The sequence below is a fragment of the Kitasatospora sp. HPM-01-4 genome, from assembly GCF_051374625.1.
Classification (GTDB): Bacteria; Actinomycetota; Actinomycetes; order Streptomycetales; family Streptomycetaceae; genus Kitasatospora.
This window is the reverse complement of record NZ_JBPQGP010000005.1, coordinates 8,827,902-8,846,693: the sequence shown is the minus strand read 5'-3', so window position 1 is coordinate 8,846,693 and position 18,792 is coordinate 8,827,902. Positions and strand designations below refer to the sequence as shown.

Below are 18,792 nucleotides of genomic sequence, written 5' to 3'. Positions count from 1 at the left end.
GCACCGGCCCGAGCGCGTGGGGCCCGCGGGGATCCGGCCGGGCGTACCGGTCCCGCCGAGTGCGGCGGTCCCCGGCGCTATGGTCGTGGTGGGAACGTACGGCACCGTCCGCCCCGGTTCCCGCCGGGGCGGCGCAGGGGAAGGGGATCGCGTTGGCGGGGATCATGGTGATCGGGGGCGGGATCGCCGGGACGGCGACGGCCCTGGCACTGCACAAGGCGGGGTTCGGGGTCACCGTCTACGAGGCGCATCCGGACAGCGGGGAGGACATCGGGGCCTTCCTCACCCTGGCGAGCAACGGTATGCGCGCGCTGGCGCAGCTCGACGCGGCCGAGCCGGTGGCCGGCCTCGGTTTCCCGATCACCCGCATGAGCATGATCGACGAGGCCGGCGCCCCGCTCTCCGCCATGCCGCTGGGCGAACACGACCACCCGCTGACCCGCTACCGCTGTCTGCGCCGCGCCGAACTCGGCGCGGTACTGCAGCGCGAGGTCCGGCGGCGGGGCATCCCGATCCGGCACTCGGCTCGGCTCGTCGCCGTCAGCGAGAGCGAGACGGCCGCCACGGCGGTGTTCGCGGACGGCAGTTCGGCCACGGGTGACCTGCTGGTGGGCGCCGACGGTCTGCGCTCGGCGGTCCGCTCGCAGCTCGATCCGACCGCGCCCGGACCGGAGTACGCGGGCCAGCGCGTCTTCTACGGCTACACGACGGGTGCCACGCCCGTGCCCGGCGACCCTGACCTGATCACCATGGTCCGCGGCAGCGGTGCCGCGTTCGGCTACCTGGTCTCCCCCGCCAAAGAGACCTTCTGGTTCGCCCGGGTGCCCGGCCCGGCGGCGACCGCCGAGGAGATCGCCCTGATGACGCCGGGTCAGTGGCGGGAGAGGCTGCTGCCGCTGCTGCGCCCCGACCGCACACCCGCCGCCGACATCGTCGCGGCCACCGACGACAGGCTGCTGGTGACCAACGCCCTGCACCTGGCGCCCGGGGCCCGCTGGCACGGCAGGCGTACGGTGCTCGTCGGCGATGCGGCCCACGCGGCGTCTCCGGCGACCGGTCAGGGTGCCTCGATGGCGCTGGAGGACGCCGTGGTGCTTGCCAAGGCGCTGCGCGACGCCGAAACCCCGGCCGCGGCGCTGGACTGCTACGAGCTTCACCGCAGGCCCCGGGTCGAGCGGAACATCACGGCCAGTGCCCGGCTCACCTCCAGCCGGACCGACTCCCCGGGCCCGCAGGCGCGGGACTCCGAACGCCCGGCCTCCCGGGTGGACGAGGAGCTCCTGCGGCTGCTCGACTGGGACACCCCGCTTCCCGGCAGCGGCCGAGGTGCGTGACGGGCGGTCCGCCCGAGCAGGGCTCGCCGCCGTCCACCGTCAACGGTCAGTGGCCGGCGGCGAGTTCGCGCACCACCTCGGCGAAGCCGAGGACCAGCGGGTTGTCCGTGCCGGCGGACCAGGCCAGTACGACCCGGAGCGGTTCCACGTCGGTGAGCGGAACCCAGGCCAGGTCCGGGCGGGCGTAGTACCGGGTCATGCTCAGCGGGGCGAAGCAGACGGCGGAACCCTCCGCCACCTGTTCGAGCATCTCCTCGACGTTGTCGTTGGTCGGCCCCCAGTTGGGGCTGGAGCCGTCGGGTCGGGGGTTGACGGCCCACCAGTCGACCCAGTCCCGCGGGGCGCGTTCGGTCCACATCAGCGGTTCGTCGCCGACGTCGAGGACCGAGAGACCGTCGCGGTCGGCCAGCGGATGTCCGATCGGCAGGCCGACGACCCGGGGCTCGGTGTGCACCGGCTCGGCCCGCAGGCCGGTGAGGTCGGCGGGTAACCAGACGAACGCGACGTCAACCCGGCCGTCCCGTAAGGCCATCGCCTCCTGTCCCCAGTCGAAGCGCTTGGGCTCCACCCGGACGCCGGGGTGGCGGCGGGCGAACTCGGCCCGCGAGCGGGTGGTGAGCTCACCGGCGCCGCTGGCCTCGAAGCCCACCCGCAGCACCCCGGTCTCGCCCCGCCGGTGCCGCTCGGCGGCGGCCGCGACCCGCTCCGCCTGGCGTACCGTACGGCGGGCCTCGGCCACCACGTCCCGCCCGGCCGAGGTCGCGGTGACGCCCCCCGAGTGCCGGTCGAACAGCCGCACACCGAGTTCCGACTCCAGGTTCCGCAGGGCGTACGAGAGGGCGGGCTGACTCACGTACAGCCGGGCGGCGGCCCGGCCGAGGTTCTCCTCGTCGGCTATCGCGACCAGGTAGTGCAACTGACGCAGCTCCATCCGGTGATCATAAGCCGTCTCTATCGAGCCACCGGGACTCTGTCTTGGACCGTCCGGTACGGCGGCTGACATAACTGGAGTCGTCAACGACCAAGCGACGCCGGGCAACAGAGGTTTCCGGGCGCCGCGGATCGAGGAGATGAAGATGTCCAGCGTTCCCTCCGCCCAGCCCGCCGAGCGCACGGCCTCCGGGCGGGTCTGGCTGATCACCGGCGCCTCGTCGGGTTTCGGCCAGGCGCTCACCGAGGCGGCCGTCGCGGCCGGTGACACCGTCGTCGCGGCGGTCCGCCGGCCTCAGACGCTGGACGCCCTCGCCGCCGCGCATCCCGACCGGGTGATCCCGGTCGCCCTGGACGTCACCGACCCGGCGCGGATCAGCGCCGTGGTGGCCGAGGTCCTGCTCTGGTACGGGCGGATCGACGTCCTGGTCAACAACGCCGGCCGCGGCCTGATCGGAGCGGTCGAGGAGTCCACCGACCGCGAGCTGCGCGATCTGATGGACCTTCACTTCTTCGGTCCCGCAGCGCTGACCCGAGCGGTTCTTCCGCAGATGCGCCGTCAGGGTTCGGGCGCCATCGTGCAGATGAGCAGCATGGGCGGGCGCTTCTCGTTCCCGGGTGTCGGCGCCTACTCGGCGACCAAGTTCGCGCTGGAGGGGCTGTCCGAGGCGCTCGCCCTGGAGGTGGCCCCGTTCGGGATCAAGGTGCTGGTGGTCGAGCCCGGTTCGTTCCGGACCGGCTTCGCCGGAGGCGGTGCCCTGCAGCAGTCCGCGGCCATCCCCGCGTACGACGAGACGGTCGGTGCCGTCCGGGCCGTGCTGCCGGACAGCGACGGCAAGCAGCCGGGCGACCCTGCCAAGGCCGCTGCCGCCATCCTGACCGCGCTGGACGCCGAGCACACCCCGCTGCGGCTGGCGCTCGGCAATGACGCCGCCGACGAGATCCTCCGCCACCTCGACGCCTCCCGCGCCGAGGCGCTGGCCTGGGAGTCCGTCAGCCGCGGCACGGACTTCGACGACTGATACCCGTAGGAGCGGCGCGCCGGGCGCCTTCGCGAGGCGCGGCCGGTGGTATTGCGCGCCCTCGGCGATGCGGTGGGCGGACGGCCTGCTGATGGACGGTTGTGCGGGCGGGGTCTCCCCCGCCCGCACAACGGTCAGTCGCCCGGCGTCACTTCAGGTCGACGACCTGGTGCATACCGAGGGCGGCGTGCGGCAGGCCGGTCTTCTCGTCGGGAACCAGGTCGAGCACCGCGTAGCGGCCCGGCTGCAGGCCGTGGGCCTGGATCGAGGCGCTGCGGTCCGGGGAGAAGGCGCCGAGGCCGGTGGCCGGGCCGGTGAACGGGGACTGCGCCCGGCGGCCGTGCGCCATCGCGTCCAGGTAGGTGTGGACCTGCTTGTCGGTGGTGCCCGGGGCGACCGGCCGCAGCTGGGTCTCGTGGATCTGCGGCGAGCCGTTGTGCACCAGGTAGGCCAGGTGGACGTGGTCCAGGTCGTCGGTCTGGAACCGCGGCCCGTCGGACGTGGCCCGGTGGACCACGATGCCGTGGGGGTAGCGGGCCTGGTTGGCGTTCATGCCGTTGGTGCCGGCCAGCTCCATGGCCTTCATCACCGGGTGGGCCGGGTCGGCCTTGAAGGCGGTGAGGTCCAGCAGGTAGACGGTGCCGGGGCTGACCTCCTCGGTGAACTGTTCGTGGACCTTCGTGGTGACCATCGCGCCGCCGAGTGCGTCGGCCTCGCCGCGGACCGCCCGGATGCCCGCCGCCGCGGTGGACGGCGTACGGCTGACCGAGCCGGCCAGGTCGTGCAGCACCTTGTCGATCTTCACTCCGGCGTGCGGGCGCAGCAGCTGGAGCTGACGGCCGTTGGGGTCGTCGGTCTTGACCCGGAAGCTGACCAGGCCGCCGAGGTGCTTCTGCGGCGCGGTGATGCCCGCCTTGTCGACCTTGACCTCGATCGGGTGTTCCTCGGGCGACTCCGCGCCCGCGATGCCCGCCGTCGCGACGGTGGTGGCGAGCGCGAGGGCGGCGACGGCCGCCACTCGCACGGCGCGGTTGAGCAGTTGGTCCGGCATGAAGATCCTTTCGTCGGGTGGCTTTTCGCCGCGCGAAGGATCCCCAGCCGTCCGGGCGGTGCAGCGGTTTCGGGGCGAGGCGAACCGATTCGGCCTAACGTCCGCGGCGGCCGGGCCCCGGAACGGCGGGCGGGTGGGGAATCAAGTGCCTCTTCCCGTCATCCGGTTGCTTCGCCCACACGGCCCAGCTGAGCTGACGTATCGTCACAGACGCGTGAAGCCGCAGCCGTCGAGCAGGAGGAGTGCCTTGGCCACCGAAGTCCCTGACGTCGTTCCTCAGCACCCCGGCACGGGAGGTCCACCACCGGAGCTCGACGCTTCCGCCGTCGAGTCCTGGCGCGCCTCCGGTGGGCAGTTGGTCGAGCTGCTGGGCCGGGTGAGCGCGCTCGGCGGGGTCGGCGCGGTCCGACTCGGTCCGCGCCCGACGGTGCTGGCCACCGGGGCGCCGGCGGTGCAGCACGTGCTGGCCCGTCATCCGGATCGCTACGTCAAGCGCTCGCACCGTGCCCGGATCCTGGTCGGCGACGGGGTGCTCTCCGCCTCCGGCGAGCAGTGGAAGCGTCAACGGCGCCTGCTGCAGGCCCAGTTCACCGGCACCGGCATCCGCCGCTTCGAGCAGCGGATCGCCGACGCCGCACACCGCACCGCCGGTCACTGGGCCGAGTGCGCCCGTACCGGCCGGCCGACCGATGTCGGTGAGGACCTGCGGTTCTTCGCCCTGGACACCATCTGGCGCTCCCTGACCGGCCACCCGCTCGATGCCGCGACCCATGACGAACTGGCCGCCATCGAGACGGTCGTAGCCGCCCTGCCGACCACCCCCGTCCCGCCCGCCTCGGGCGGTGTGCCCGCCGCTCAGGCCGCCGTCGAGACGGCGGTGGCCGCCGATCTCGCGCGGATCGACGCCGTGGCCGGGCACGCGATCGACGCCGCCCGCCGGGGCGGCGCCGGTCCGGACGGCCCCGGCCTGCTGCACGTCCTGCTGGACCTCGCGACGAGCCGCCCCGAGTACACCGACCGGCTGATCCGCGACGAACTGGTCACCCTGCTGGTCGCCGGGCACGAGACCACCGCGAAGACACTGGCCTGGCTCTACCTGCTGCTGGAGCGTCATCCGGAGGAGGCCGACCGGGCACTGGCGGCCGGAGCGCCGGGCTCCGCCGCGCGCAGGGACGCCGTCCAGGCCCTGGTCAGCGAGACCCTGCGGCTGTATCCGCCGGCCTGGCTGCTCCCCCGCCACGCTGTCGAGGACGACCTCCTCGACGGCTTCCGGATCGAGGCGGGCACCGACGTCTTCCTCTCCCCCTACCTGACCCACCGCGATCCCGGGCTGTGGCCCGATCCCGAGCGCTTCGACCCCGAGCGGTTCACCGCCCCGGGACGCCGCCCGGCCCAGCCCGGCGCGTACCTGCCGTTCGGGCTCGGCGCCCGCGCCTGTCTGGGGCTGCAGTTCGCGATGCGCGAGATGACCGTGCTCCTCGAACAGCTGCTGCCGGCCTTCAGCCCGGTCTTCCTGAGCACCCCGAGCGCGGCCGTGTTCGGCTTCATCGTCCGTCCCGACGGTCCGATGCCGGCCGTCATCACGGCCCGCCGCTGATCCCTGCGGCGCGGCTGTCACGGGCCGGGCACGGGGTACGGGCGGGAGCGGGAGACCGACCGGCCGTCCGTACCCGCCCCGGCCGGCGTCCGGCTCAGAGCGGGCGGTACATCATGTGCAGCCCCACATAGCCCTCCGTCGGGTGCCGGAATCCCTCCGGGACCGTGCCCAGGATCTCGAAGCCGAGCGAGCGGTAGAGCTTCACGGCGTGCGCATTGGTCTCCACGACCGCGTTGAACTGCATCCCCCGGTATCCCTCGGCGCGGGCCCACTCCAGCGTGTACTCGCACAGTGCCCGGCCCACGCCCCGCCCGGAGTACGCCGGGTCGACCATGTAGCTGGCGCTCGCGATGTGCGAGCCGTTGCCCATGCGGTTGCGGTTCATCTTCGCGGTGCCCAGGACCGTACCGGCCTCGTCGACGGCGACCACCGTACGGTCCGGGGCGGGCAGGAGCCACCAGTCGCGGCCCTGCTCCGCGGTGAGATCGAGCGGATAGGGGTAGGTCTCGCCCGCGGCGACGATCCGGTGGAAGAACGGCCAGACGGCGGGCCAGTCATCGGTGGTGGCTTCCCTGATCAGCATGCGGTCAGGATGCCGGTGCCGTACCGGGTCCGCCAGCGGTTTTCCCGTCCTCGACAGCCGTGCTCGGTGCCGGTGGCAGACGGCGCCCGCGGCGGTGTCCGATGGGGCCGCGGCGTCGGCGGGCCCGGCCGGGCGTCCTCCCGCTCCCGTCGGCGCCACGACCGCCCGGTCGGCCGCCGGGGCGTCCGGACGAGGTGGTCGGACACGGATGCGGATAGCGTGGTGTTCTGAGGTTCTCCCCCGGGCGGCCCGGTCCTGGGGCGTCCGGAGCCGACGCACCCCGTGCGAAGCGTTCCGGGGGCGGCACGGGTCCGCGGCGCCCGGGGGCCAGAACCCGTGGAGCGGCAGGAGCGCGCACCGAGCGCGATCCCCGGAACCCGGTCGGCACGGCACGGTGCGACGTACGGCCGTCCCGAGCCGGCTCGACCGCCGCGGGTCACGGCCGGCGCGTGTTCTTGCCGTGCGGGAGCGGAAAGGGTGAGGGCGCGTGCGGATGGCAGTGCCGGCCCGGCGGTGGTCTCGGGCGCGGCTGGTGGGCGCGCTGGCGGCGGCCGTGGCCCTGGTCGCCGGTTGCGGCGGCTCCGGTGACCGGCCGGGCGGACCGGCGGCTACCGGCGGCGGGAACGGCACCGTCCAGGTGCTGTACTGCGGGTCGCTGCAGAACTTCATGGAGCACGACCTCGGTCCGGCGTTCAGCGCCGCGACGGGCTACCACTACCAGGGGGTCGGCGGCGGCTCCACCGAACTCGCCAACCAGATCAAGGGCAAGGTGCGGCAGGCCGACGTCTTCGTCAGTGCCAGCTCGAAGGCCGACGACTCCCTGGAGGGTGCGGCCAACGGCGGGTGGGTGTCCTGGTACGTGACGTTCGGCAGCACACCGGTGATGATCGCGTACAACCCGCACAGTGCGTTCGCCGCCGAGCTGAAGGCGAAACCCTGGTACCAGGTGATCACCGAACCCGGGTTCCGGCTGGGCCGTACCGATCCCAGGCTCGACCCCAAGGGAGAGCTGGCCATCGAGGCCCTCCAGCAGGCGGCCCGGATCTACCGGGATCCCGGCCTGGCCGCCTCGGTCGAGAAGTCCTCCCAGGTCTTCCCGGAACAGGAACTCGACGGCCGCCTGGAGGCGGGACAGCTGGACGCCGCCTTCTTCTACAGCAACGAAGCGGCCGAGCAGCATGTACCCACCGTCGACCTCGGCGCGGTGGACGTCGCCGCCCACTTCACCGTGACGGTGGTCAACCGCGCGGCCAACCCCGCGGGAGCCACCGCCTTCGTGCACTACCTGCTGGGCGACCGGGGCAGGGCGAGTCTGGCCGCGCACAACGTGACCCTCTCGACGCCCACCGTCTCCGGCGACGCCGGAGCGGTCCCCGCGCCGCTCCGTTCCGAACTGCCGCGGACGAAGGGCTCCGGCTGATGATGAAGGAGGCGGAGGGTGAGTCCACGACCGACGCAGCCCCGGGGTCAGGTGCGTTTCCTGGGCACGCCGCTGCCCTGGCTGGCAGCGCTCCTCCTGCTGTACCTGCTGGCCCCGCTGGGGGCCTTCGTCGCACGGGCGACGGGTGCCCCGCCCGGGGCGCTGACCGCGCCCGGTATCGGCGACGCGCTGGCCGTCTCACTGGTGACCGCGACCATCGCCACCGCGGTCATCACCGTCCTCGGCGTCCCTCTGGCCTATCTGCTCGCCCAGGTCCGAGGCCGTGTCGCCACCCTGCTGGGGATCGCGGTGCAGCTCCCCCTGGCCCTGCCACCCCTGATGAGCGGCATTCTGCTGCTGTACATCGTCGGACCGTACGCCCCGCTCGGACGGCTCTTCGGGGGCCGGCTCACCGATCACGCCGCCGGGATCGTGCTGGCCCAGGTCTTCGTCGCGGCCCCGTTCCTGATCGTCGCAGCGCGTTCGGCCTTCGCCGCCCTCGACCCGGACCTCGCGGACGTCGCCGCCACCCTCGGCCACGGACGCCTGTCCCGGTTCGTCCGCGTCGCCCTGCCCGGCGCCGCCGCGGGCATCCGGGCCGGCCTGCTGCTGGCCTGGCTGCGCGCCTTCGGCGAGTTCGGCGCCACCGTGGTCCTCGCCTACCACCCCTACTCGCTGCCGGTGTACACCTACGTCCAGTTCGGCAGTACCGGGCTCACCACCACCCTGCTGCCCGTCGCCGTGAGCCTGATCGCCGCCGTGGCCGTCCTGGCCATCAGCCACTGCACCGCGCATCCGCGGCTGCACCGCCGCCGCCATGGCACGCTGCCCCCACCCCGGGCCCCACGCGCCCGGACCAGCTCACGCCTCACCTTCGACCTGCACGCACGGGCCGGAACCTTCCAGCTGCGGATCGCCCACGCCGCCCGGGGCCGCCACCTGGCGATCCTCGGCCCGTCCGGTGCCGGCAAGTCGCTGACCCTGCGCCTGGTGGCCGGTCTCGCCACCCCCCAGTCCGGCTACGTCCGCCTCGACGACGACGACCTCACCGCGCTGCCACCCGAACACCGGGGCGTCGGCTACGTCCCGCAGGATGCCAGCCTGCTACCGCATCTGCCGGTCTGGCAGCAGATCACCTTCGGGCCCGGTACCGACCCCGCCCTGGCCGTCTACTGGCTGCGACAGCTCCACCTCGACGGGCTGGAGCAGCGCCTGCCCCACGAGCTCTCCGGTGGCCAGCGCCGACGCGTCGCCCTGGCCCGTGCCCTCGCACGAGACCCCCGCCTGCTCCTGCTCGACGAACCGTTCACCGGCCTGGACACTCCCGTACGGGACGAACTGCGCTGGGAACTGCGCCGCCTCCAGCAGGGCACCGCTCCCACCACCGTGATCATCACCCATGACCCCGAGGACGCGGCCCTCCTCGCCGACGAGATCCTCATCGTCGCTCACGGCCGGCTCCTGCAGGCCGGGGAGCAGCAGGAGGTCTTCGCCCACCCCGCCACTCCTGAGGCCGCGCATCTGCTCGGCATCCGCAACCTGCACACCGGACACCTCGCCGACCCGCGAACCGTCGTGGTCGACGGCACCCGGATCACCGTGGCCGCCACCGACCTCCCCCCGGGCACGCACGTCACCTGGTGCATCCGGCCGGAGGACGTCCGCCTCACCGACACCGGAGGCCATCCGGCCACCATCCTCGACACCGTACAGCTGGGCGCCGTCACCGAGATGCGCGCGGCACTGGCCAACGGACACTCGCTGAGCATCGCCGTCACGACCCAGGCCGTCCCCGCGACCACCGGCGACTGCCGGATCCACCTCCCCGCCGAGGCCATCACCGTCTGGCCGACACCCCCCGACGGCGCCCGGCCCGCACCGGCCTCCCACGCCCTCAATGCCCATCCCGACCGGGCGGAGCCCGATGCTCTGCGCCGTTCCGGCGAAGACGGTCCGCTTCAGCCCGGCCGTCGACGGCCCCGCCGCGCCCCGTGGGGGCGCTGAACGGGACCGGTCACCGCCCGTCCTTGCCGAACCGTGCGATCCGGTGGACCTCGGGGTCGAACCGTGTCCTGCTGCCGCTGTCCCGACCGGCTCCGGTCCAGCTTGACTTGGAGCGCTCTCCAACTCCTAACGTCCGTTGTATGACCACCACTTCTCAGCGCAGGCTCGGCTCGGAATTCGGGATGCGGAGCAGCGCGGACGACGTCCTGCGCGGAATCGACCTCTCCGGAAAGCTCGCGATCGTCACCGGCGGCTACTCCGGTATCGGGCTGGAGACCACGCGTGCGCTCGCCCGTGCCGGTGCCCGGGTCGTCGTTCCCGCGCGGCGGCGGGCGAGTGCCCTGGCGGCCGCCGAGGGGATCGAGGGTGTCGAGGTCGGGGAACTCGACCTGGCCGACCTCGGGAGCGTGCGGGCCTTCGCCGAGCGTTTCACCGCCTCGGGTCGCCCCGTCGACATCCTCATCAACAGCGCCGGGGTCATGGCGATGCCACTGACCCGGATCGGGCCGGGCTGGGAGGCGCACTTCGCGATCAACCATCTCGGTCACCACGCGCTGGTCAACCACCTCTGGCCGGCTCTGGCGGACGGCGGTGCACGGGTGGTGGCGGTGTCCTCCGCCGCGCACCACCTCTCAAACATCCGCTGGGACGACCTCCACTTCGAGCAGGGTTACGACCGGTCGCAGGCGTACGGCCAGGCGAAGACCGCCAATGCGCTGTTCGCAACTCATCTCGACGCTCTGGGGCGGGAGTTCGGGGTCAGGGCGTTCTCGCTGCACCCCGGCAAGATCCTCACCCCGCTGCAGCGCCACCTCTCCGACGCGGACAAGGTGGCCTACGGCTGGATCGACGAGGACGGCAATCCGATCGATCCCAGTTTCAAGACTCCCGAGCAGGGTGCGGCCACCCAGGTGTGGGCGGCGACCTCGCCCCGGCTCGCGGAGCTGGGCGGCCTCTACTGCGAGGACTGCGACGTCGCCGAGCTCACTACCCCCGACGACGCCCCGCTCACCGGGGTGCGCGCCTACGCCGTCGACCCCGAAGAGGCCGCCCGGCTGTGGGAGCTGTCCGCCCGTCTCACCGGAGCCGACGCCTTCGCCCAACGCTCCTGACCCGCTGTTGCCAGGCACGCCCCGGTCGCGGTACGAAGGCTGTACCTGGTCTCCCGTGCGCCGGGCGGCCTCAACCGACCGTCAGGAGTGCCGTGTTCACCACCCGACCGACCCTGCAGGGCACCTTCGGCATGGCGGCCTCCACGCACTGGCTCGCCTCGTCCTCGGCGATGGCGGTGCTGGAGGACGGCGGCAACGCCTTCGATGCCGCCGTGGCCGCCGGGTTCACGCTGCAGGTGGTCGAGCCGCACCTCAACGGGCCGGCCGGTGAGGTGCCGATCATCCTGGCTCCGGTCGGCGGCCGGCCGCAGGTGCTGTGCGGGCAGGGCTGGGCACCTCGCGGCGCCACCGTCGAGCACTTCACCTCGCTCGGCCTGGACGCCGTGCCCGGCACCGGGCCGCTGGCGGCCGCGGTCCCCGGTGCGTTCGACGCCTGGATGCTGCTGCTGCGCGACCACGGGACCAGGCGACTGCGGGACGTCCTGAAGTACGCCATCGGCTACGCCGAGCAGGGCCACCCGGCCGTGCCGGGGATCGGGGCGGCGGTCCGCGCGGTGCGGGCGCTGTTCGAGAGCGAGTGGCCGAGCTCCGCCGCCCTCTATCTGGCGGGCGGCCAGGCCCCGGCGCCCGGTGCGCTGTTGCGCAACCCCGCGCTGGCCGCCACCTGGCGGCGGCTGCTGGCGGAGGCCGAGAGCGCGGGCAGCGGCCGCGAGGCACAGATCGAGGCGGCCCGGCGGGTGTGGCGGTCCGGGTTCGCGGCCGAGGAGCTGGCCGCCTTCGCCTCGCAGGCGGTGATGGACAGTTCGGGTGAGCGGCACGGGGGTGTGCTCACCTGCGACGACCTCGCCGCCTTCGAGGCCTGCTACGAGGAGCCGGTCGGGTACGAGTGGAACGGCTGGACGGTCTGCAAGCCGGGACTGTGGAGCCAGGGCCCGGTCTTCCTGCAGCAACTCGCTCTGCTGCCCGATGAGTTCGGTCAGAGCGTCGTCCCGTACGGCGGCCCGGACTACCTGCACACCCTGATCGAGGGCGGCAAACTCGCGATGGCCGACCGGGAGGCCTGGTACGGCGACAGCTCGCCGGTCGCGGTGGCCGAGCTGCTGGACGGCGGGTACTGCGCCCGGCGGCGGGCGCTGATCGGCGCGCAGGCGTCGGCCGAGCTGCGGCCCGGACACCCCGGTGGGCGGACCCCTCGGCTGAGCGGGCACGCGCTGCGCGCGCAGCAGGCCGCGGCGCACGGCGAGGCGCACCCAAGGGCCGGCGGGACGTCGCTCGGGGTGGGCGAGCCGACGCTGGATTCCGACGGTTCCACTCGCGGTGACACCTGCCACCTGGATGTGGTGGACCGCTGGGGCAACATGGTCTCGGCCACGCCGAGCGGCGGCTGGCTGCAGTCCAACCCCGTGGTCCCCGCGCTGGGCTTCCCGCTCGGCACCCGGCTGCAGATGGCCCGGCTGGAGCCGGGTCTGCCCGATTCGCTCGTCCCCGGCCGCCGGCCGCGCACCACGCTGTCGCCCTCGCTGGCACTGCGCGACGGCGAGGCGGTGCTGGCCTTCGGTACGCCCGGCGGCGACTCGCAGGACCAGTGGAGCCTGCACTTCTTCCTGGCCGTCGCGCTGCGTGAGCCGGTGCGCGGCGGGCTTGACCTGCAGGGCGCGATCGACGCCCCGAACTGGCACCAGACGAGCTTCCCGTCCTCGTTCCACCCGCGTGCCATGGACCCGGCGGGGGTGACCGTCGAGTCGCGGTTCGGTGAGCCGGTCATCTCCGAACTGCGGCGCCGCGGGCACCGGGTGACGGTCGGCGGGGCCTGGTCCGAGGGGCGGGTGAGCGCGGTCGCCCGTGACCCGCGCAGCGGGATCCTGTCGGCGGGAGCGAACCCTCGTGGGATGCAGGGGTATGCGGTCGGCCGGTAGGACGAGCGTAGGAGGCGGGAGGCCGAGCGGGGGAGGCGGGAGGCCGTGCGGGCGCTGCGGAGCCGTACGGCTGCCGGCGCTCGCGGTCAAACAGGCAGAGCGTCACGGCGCTGATTTCCCGGCGATTCTCCTGAAAACACTCGGAGTTGACGCCGGATGGACATTGACTGTTCATGCCAGGCGGATTCCGGCCGCCACCCGCGGCGCGGCAGTCTGACCGTAGGGGGACCCAGGACAGGGCGTTCCCTGTCCTCCCGTCACCCGTCCCGCAGACTGTCAGAGACATCCGCAGGAGAGTGAAGCCAGTGCGAGAAATCGGACGGCGGGCTTTCATCACCGGCGCCGGCGCCATCGCCGCCGTTGCCGCCATCGGCATCCCGGCCTTCGCCGACGACCATGCCAGGGACGCCGCCACGGCCGACGAGTACGTCGACGTACAACTACTCAACATCACCGACCTGCACGGCTATCTGCAGTCGGCACCGGACGAGAACGCGGTCCTCACCGGTGCCGGAGGCGAGAAGGTCTCCGTCGGCGGGGTCGCCTATCTGGCCGCCCATCTGAACCGGCTCCGGGCGGGACACCGGAACTCCGTCTTCTTCGCACCCGGAGACCTCTTCTCCGGCTGGGAGTTCGACGCGGCGGCCTTCGCGGACGAGCCGACCATCGAGGCGCTCAACCGGATGAAGCTGGACTTCGCCTCCGCCGGCAACCACGAGTTCGACCGGTCACCGGCGTTCCTCACCCAGCACATGGAGAAGGGCGTCCCGTTCTCCAGGGCCGGCTGGGACGACTCGTTCAAGGACTCCGGCGGACACCGGTTCCACGGCGCCGACTTCCGCTACTACAGCGCCAACATGGTGTGGAAGGCGAGCAACCGCACGGTTCTTCCGCCGTACAACATCGAGTGGGTGGACGCCGGGCGGGGCCGCAGGCTCCCGATCGGGTTCATCCATCTGACCGCGACCGGCACCGAGGCCTTCCCCGCGTCCTTCCAGCCCGCGCTGGCCTCCCTGGACGAGATCGAGAGCGCCAACCGCTGCGCCGCCGAGCTCAGGTCACGCGGTGTCAACGCGATCGTACTCAGCATGCACGACGGCGCGGTGGCCGGCAGTGACTTCAACAGCGGCAGCAGTCCCTCGGGGCCCGCGTACGAGCTGGCGCTACGGGTCTCCCCCGACATCGACGCGATCGTCACGGGCCACTGGCACTGCGCCTTCAACATGATGGTCCCCGACCCGAACGGCGTGCCGCGCCCGTTCGTCGAGGCCGGCTGCTACGGCCAGCTGATCAACGAGATCAACCTGCGGCTCGATCCGGCGACCGGCAGGGTGGTGCGCGCGCTGACCACCTCCACCAATCACCCCAACACCCGTGATGTGGCGCCGGATCCGGAGCTGAAGCAGGTGGTGGACTACTGGGCCGGGTACGCCGAGCGACGTTCGAAGACCGCCGTCGCCAAGCAGACCGCCTCCTTCACCCGGCAGACCAACCGCGCGGGCGAGAGCACTCTGGGCGATCTGGTGGCCGACTGGGCGTACTGGGCCGGCCGGCAGCCGCAGGAGCCGATGAACGACGGCAACGCCTACCCCGCCGCCCCCGCCGAACTGGCCGTCATAGCCATCGCGCCGCGCGTCGGCCAGTGCATCATCGGCGACGACCTGGCCTATGACACGCGCTCGCACGGAACGGTCACCTTCGGAAAGGTGTTCAACGCCGTGGGCTACGGCGACGCGATCGTCACCGCCACCGTCACCGGCGCGCAGATCCACGACGCGCTGGAACAGCAGTGGAGTGACGCCGGCGGTGGCGCACTGCGGTTCGCGCCGCTGGCCGTCTCACACAACGTCCACTACGCCTTCGACGCCACGGGCACGGTGGGCCACCGGGTCGACCCCCGCGATGTCCTGATCGACGGGAAGCCGCTGGACCTGACCCGCCGCTACCGGATCGCCATGCCCGCGTACACGCTGATCGACGGCGACGGGTACCCGGCCTTCACCGGCTACACCGAACCCTTCAGGCACACCAGGGACTTCGAGAACTTCCCCGCCTACCTGAAGGCCCGGAAGCGGATCAGCCCGGCGCCGCTGAACCGGGTCTCGGTGAAGAACGCCGCCGCGCACGGTGCCCGGATCGGCGAACTCGCCGAGTCGCCCGCCCCGAGCCCGGTCCTCGGTGCGGCCCGCCGGGCCGAGGCCGCCGCCCGGACGGCCGTCGGCGGGTTCCGCATCCCCTGCTGAACCCCTCGCCGCCGAACCGGACTTCGCACCCCAGGCCGTGTGCCACCCGGTCGTCCCGCCTACCCCCGGCGGGCGGAGAGGTACTGGGTGGCGCACGCGGAGGCCAGGAGGAGGCCGAAGGCGACGGCCAGCATGCCGGTTGCCGGGGCCAGCAGGGCGGCGGAGTCGGAGGAGGTCGCCATCAGCCTGAAGAGCCGGTTGACGGGCGGCACTCCCCGGGCGAACAGGAAGGCCATGACCAGTACCAGTGCCACGAGAAGGGCATGGCCCTGGCGGCTGAAGACCAGGCGTGAGCACGGCAGTCCGATGGCGATTCCCGTGCAGGCACAGGTGAGTTGGGCGACCGCACCGAGCAGGAGGTCGGCCGGCCCGGGGTCGTACGAGCCCACCCAGAGCGGGAAGAGCAGCCCGAAGACCATCAGGGCCAGGCAACCGATCAGCGCCGTGGCGACCGACCCCACCAGCACCTTGGCCGGCCTGCCGGTACCGACCACGAGGATCGCCCGCTGCTCCGGGCTGTCGAGACCGAGCAGCGCTGTGGTCAGCCAGGTCGCGGCGACGAACAGGGCTCCCGCGGAGGAGGCGTACGCGGGAGGGAGCGGGCCGCTGCCGTCGACGGTCAGCACGCCCATCAGGCCGGTGAACAGCAGGAGCGGTGCCAGATACCGCTGGGTGTGCAGCACGGTGGCGAGCGAGTACCGGATCAGGGCGATCACCTGGAGCTCCTTCCCGGCACGGCGTCCGCCGGGCCGACCGGATGGACGTCGCCCCGGCCCTGGTCGTCCCGGGTCACGGTCAGCACCGACCAGCCACCCTGCAGCACGGTCAGCAGCAGCGTGTCGACGCATTCGCGGTCCACGGTGACGGCACGGCGTCCGCCGCTCCGCGTGACCGAGCGCACGCCGCCGATCGTCTCCCAGTCCGGTTCGCTGAGCACACCGCCGTGGACCGGGTTCGCCAGGACGACCTCGGTCACCGGGTGGTACGCGGTCGACTCCTGCGCCGCTCGGAGCGCCACCGCGCCCTTCTCGACGGTGTAGGTGCGCGCGGCCAGCACCTTGGTGACCGCCTCCCGGTGGTCGGTGAAGACCACCGATCCGCCCGCCCGGGCCACCTCGGCCATGATCTCGGCCAGGGTGCCGTGCGCCGACGCGTCCAGCCCCGACCACGGTTCGTCGAGGACGAGCAACTCCGGTTCCACCAGCAGTGCCTGGGCCAGCGCCACCTTCTGGGCGTTGCCCTTGGAGAGGGTGCGCAGCTGCGCCTCCTCACCGCCGACGAGCGCGAGGCGGTCCAGCAGGTGGTGCGCCCTGGCGGCGGCGGACCGCGTCCCCAGACCCCGGACACGGCCCAGGTGCGTCAGGTACTCCGCGGCGGACATCCGCCCGTTGGGCGCGAAACGGTCGGGGACGTAACCGATCAGCCGAGGCCGCCCCGAGACCACCCCGCTCGTCGGTCTGGAGATCCCGGCCACCATCCTCAGCAGCGTCGACTTCCCCGACCCGTTGCCACCGGCGAACGCCACCATCTCCCCGCCGGGGATCTCCGCGTGGACGTCCCTGACGACCCACTTCCCCCTGCCGTAGCGTTTTCCCACCGCTTCAAGCCGCAGCACGTGACTCCCCGCCCTACCTGACCGACCCACGGTACGCGACCACGATAGGACGCACTGCCACGCGCCGCTCGGCAGCCCCGGGTTCGGGGCCGAGCGGGCGCGTCGGCCTCACCGGCACCCCGTCACCCGCCCGGGGACCGCCACCGTGACCGCCGTCGCCGTCCCGGCCTCATGGCACCGCCCGGCACACACGCAGCTCCCGCAGGTGCGGCACCCCGGTCAGTCAACGGAACGGGCCGTCGTCGGCGAAGGCGTGCGCGGCGAAGCGTTTGCCCATCCGGCGGTAGGCGGCGGCGGTGGGGTGCAGGCCGTCGGCAAGGTCGTCCACCTCGTCCGGGCCGAGCAGTTCGCGTCCGTCGAGGTAGTGCAGATGGGGATCGTGTGCTCGCCGGGCCGCCACGATTCGGGCCAGTTCGTCACGGACCACCCTCAGCGACAGTGCCCCACGGGCCACATCGGCCGGGTCGCCCAGGGCTGTGATCTTCCCGTCCGGGCCCATCGCGGTCGGGCCGGGAGTGGAGTCGAGTGCCGGACAGCTCACCGGGGACACCAGCAGCAGCGGGGTGTGGGGGTGACCGTCCCGGATCGTGTCCAGGAACCCGTGCACCGCCGGGCCGAACGTCCGCCGCCGGAAGGTGGCCAGGCCCACGATGTTGATGCCCACCTTGAGGCTGATCAGGTCGGCGGGCATGTCGCGGATCGTCCGGGCGACATAGGGGTCCAGCATGTCGTTGCCCGCCTGGCTGAGGTTGATCACCTCCACTCCCCCGAGCGAGGCCGCCACCACCGGCCAGGTGCCGGTCGGGCCGTCGGCTTCGAGGCAGTGGCTGATCGAACTGCCGTGGTGCACCCAGCGGCGCCGACCGTCCGGCAGCGGTGCCAGCACCTCGCCGTCGGCACGTAGTGCCACCAGTTCCGTGGGGGTCTGCTGCGGCAGCCACAGTTCGACGTTCTTCATACCGGGCGGCAGCCCGGCGAACCGTACGGTCCCCGGCTCCCCCGGGACCAGCCGCTGCGCGGCACCGGGGCCCGCCATCCGCACCACATTGCCCAGCGGTGCTCGTTGGCGCCCGGCGGGGGCACCGTCCACCAGCAGTTCCAGCATCCCGGTCGGGCGGGGTTGAGGATCGGTGTCGAGTTGCCCCGTGGAGGTGAGTACCTCGAACTCCAACTCACGCGCATCGGTGCGGAACACCAGCCGCACCCCCGAAGGCATCACCGTCACCCCGTAGACCGACGGGTCCTGGTACTGCTCCTTGGTCCACGCGGGCAAGCGGCGAGGCATCACCCCCGCCTGCGTCCTCTCCAGGTCCAGCGCACCCCGTAACTCCACCGGCCCGCCCACCAGAGGAAATGCCCGCATCGCCACCGTCACCGCTCCCCACCGCTCTCGGCTCCGGATGCCTGGACGCACCCGCGAGTTCTCCCACCGCCACCCTGACACACAAGCACTGCCTGTTGTCGAGGACCTTTCCCGAAACCCCCGGCACGGCACCGGCTCACACCGTCCACCCGGTGGCCGGGGCGGTGGCCTGCCCGCACCGGCTCGCGGCCGAGGAGGAGCTCCTGTCGGTGGTCGACCGGCGGCGCCGGAAAGGCGGTGCCCGTCCCGACCGGCCGGGACGGGCACCGCGGAGCCGAACACCCGTCCCGGCCGACCGGGACGGGCTTGCCGGTGTGGTCAGTTGGCGTTGCTCGAAGTGATGACCGGGGCGCAGGTCTTGGGTGCGGTCTCATGGTGGCCGGCCAGCCAGAAGCCGGTGAGGAGGCCTGCGACCGCGAGGACCTTGTGCCGGTTCCGCTTCCACCATGACGGTGATCCGGCTGCCATGAACCGCAGTTGGGCGTAGTCCGGATGTTCGCGGGGCGGGGCGTCCCTGAACAGTCCCATCTCTGGTTAACCTCCGTTCTCTACGGGAGAGTTCATGACGATACGCCCCATTCCTCCTTGATCGCTGGGATTAA

The 18,792-nt window shown here is 72.6% G+C and carries 15 protein-coding genes; 8 read left to right on the top strand and 7 right to left on the bottom strand.

Features of this window, described 5'->3' with window-relative positions; all coding sequences use genetic code 11:
- Window positions 1–152 precede the first annotated feature (152 nt).
- Window positions 153–1,334 carry an FAD-dependent oxidoreductase gene (locus ACSMTC_RS38065; RefSeq protein ID WP_436564332.1) on the top strand — a complete coding sequence of 394 codons (1,182 nt, stop codon included), beginning with the start codon at window positions 153–155 and terminating at the stop codon, window positions 1,332–1,334.
- 46 nt (window positions 1,335–1,380) lie between these two features.
- Here the strand turns inward: ACSMTC_RS38065 and ACSMTC_RS38060 are convergent, their stop codons facing one another.
- Window positions 1,381–2,265, bottom strand: a complete 885-nt coding sequence (locus ACSMTC_RS38060; RefSeq protein ID WP_436564331.1) for a LysR family transcriptional regulator — start codon at window positions 2,263–2,265, stop codon at window positions 1,381–1,383.
- Window positions 2,266–2,410: 145 nt separating this feature from the next.
- On the opposite strand from ACSMTC_RS38060, the gene ACSMTC_RS38055 reads away from it, so the two are divergent.
- Window positions 2,411–3,286, top strand: coding sequence for an oxidoreductase (locus ACSMTC_RS38055; protein ID WP_436564330.1), 876 nt, complete (start codon window positions 2,411–2,413; stop codon window positions 3,284–3,286).
- Window positions 3,287–3,434: 148 nt separating this feature from the next.
- On the opposite strand, the gene ACSMTC_RS38050 is transcribed toward ACSMTC_RS38055, so the two are convergent.
- Window positions 3,435–4,337, bottom strand: a complete 903-nt coding sequence (locus tag ACSMTC_RS38050) for a hypothetical protein (protein ID WP_436564329.1) — start codon at window positions 4,335–4,337, stop codon at window positions 3,435–3,437.
- 247 nt (window positions 4,338–4,584) lie between these two features.
- Between ACSMTC_RS38050 and ACSMTC_RS38045 the strand changes: the two genes are divergently transcribed.
- The gene (locus ACSMTC_RS38045) at window positions 4,585–5,934 is read left to right on the top strand and encodes a cytochrome P450 (protein WP_436564328.1); all 1,350 of its coding nucleotides are present in this window, start codon (window positions 4,585–4,587) and stop codon (window positions 5,932–5,934) included.
- Between the two features lie 94 nt (window positions 5,935–6,028).
- Here the strand turns inward: ACSMTC_RS38045 and ACSMTC_RS38040 are convergent, their stop codons facing one another.
- Window positions 6,029–6,517 (bottom strand): GNAT family N-acetyltransferase, encoded by a 489-nt coding sequence (locus ACSMTC_RS38040; RefSeq protein ID WP_436564327.1) that lies wholly within the window; start codon window positions 6,515–6,517, stop codon window positions 6,029–6,031.
- Between the two features lie 493 nt (window positions 6,518–7,010).
- Between ACSMTC_RS38040 and ACSMTC_RS38035 the strand changes: the two genes are divergently transcribed.
- The 5 genes from ACSMTC_RS38035 (at window position 7,011) to ACSMTC_RS38015 (ending at window position 15,212) form a co-directional block, all read left to right on the top strand.
- Window positions 7,011–7,937, top strand: a complete 927-nt coding sequence (locus ACSMTC_RS38035; RefSeq protein WP_436564915.1) for an extracellular solute-binding protein — start codon at window positions 7,011–7,013, stop codon at window positions 7,935–7,937.
- Window positions 7,938–7,955: 18 nt separating this feature from the next.
- Window positions 7,956–9,941: an ABC transporter ATP-binding protein/permease gene (locus ACSMTC_RS38030; protein WP_436564326.1), complete on the top strand. Its 1,986-nt coding sequence runs from the start codon at window positions 7,956–7,958 to the stop codon at window positions 9,939–9,941.
- 140 nt (window positions 9,942–10,081) lie between these two features.
- On the top strand, window positions 10,082–11,053 hold the full coding sequence (locus ACSMTC_RS38025) for an SDR family NAD(P)-dependent oxidoreductase (protein WP_436564325.1): 972 nt from the start codon (window positions 10,082–10,084) through the stop codon (window positions 11,051–11,053).
- Window positions 11,054–11,145: 92 nt separating this feature from the next.
- Window positions 11,146–12,969, top strand: a complete 1,824-nt coding sequence (locus ACSMTC_RS38020) for a gamma-glutamyltransferase family protein (protein ID WP_436564324.1) — start codon at window positions 11,146–11,148, stop codon at window positions 12,967–12,969.
- Between the two features lie 305 nt (window positions 12,970–13,274).
- Window positions 13,275–15,212 (top strand): bifunctional metallophosphatase/5'-nucleotidase, encoded by a 1,938-nt coding sequence (locus ACSMTC_RS38015; protein ID WP_436564323.1) that lies wholly within the window; start codon window positions 13,275–13,277, stop codon window positions 15,210–15,212.
- A gap of 59 nt (window positions 15,213–15,271) precedes the next feature.
- Here the strand turns inward: ACSMTC_RS38015 and ACSMTC_RS38010 are convergent, their stop codons facing one another.
- The 4 genes from ACSMTC_RS38010 to ACSMTC_RS37995 all read right to left on the bottom strand — a co-directional run bounded on the left by ACSMTC_RS38010 (window position 15,272) and on the right by ACSMTC_RS37995 (window position 18,718).
- Window positions 15,272–15,928 carry a hypothetical protein gene (locus ACSMTC_RS38010; protein ID WP_436564322.1) on the bottom strand — a complete coding sequence of 219 codons (657 nt, stop codon included), beginning with the start codon at window positions 15,926–15,928 and terminating at the stop codon, window positions 15,272–15,274.
- A complete protein-coding gene (locus ACSMTC_RS38005) occupies window positions 15,925–16,824 on the bottom strand; it encodes an ATP-binding cassette domain-containing protein (protein ID WP_436564914.1) in 900 nt (299 codons plus the stop codon). The genes ACSMTC_RS38010 and ACSMTC_RS38005 overlap by 4 nt, the downstream gene beginning before the upstream one ends.
- A gap of 226 nt (window positions 16,825–17,050) precedes the next feature.
- Window positions 17,051–18,190, bottom strand: coding sequence for a GDSL-type esterase/lipase family protein (locus tag ACSMTC_RS38000; protein WP_436564321.1), 1,140 nt, complete (start codon window positions 18,188–18,190; stop codon window positions 17,051–17,053).
- Window positions 18,191–18,508: 318 nt separating this feature from the next.
- The gene (locus tag ACSMTC_RS37995; RefSeq protein WP_436564320.1) at window positions 18,509–18,718 is read right to left on the bottom strand and encodes a hypothetical protein; all 210 of its coding nucleotides are present in this window, start codon (window positions 18,716–18,718) and stop codon (window positions 18,509–18,511) included.
- Window positions 18,719–18,792 lie beyond the last annotated feature (74 nt).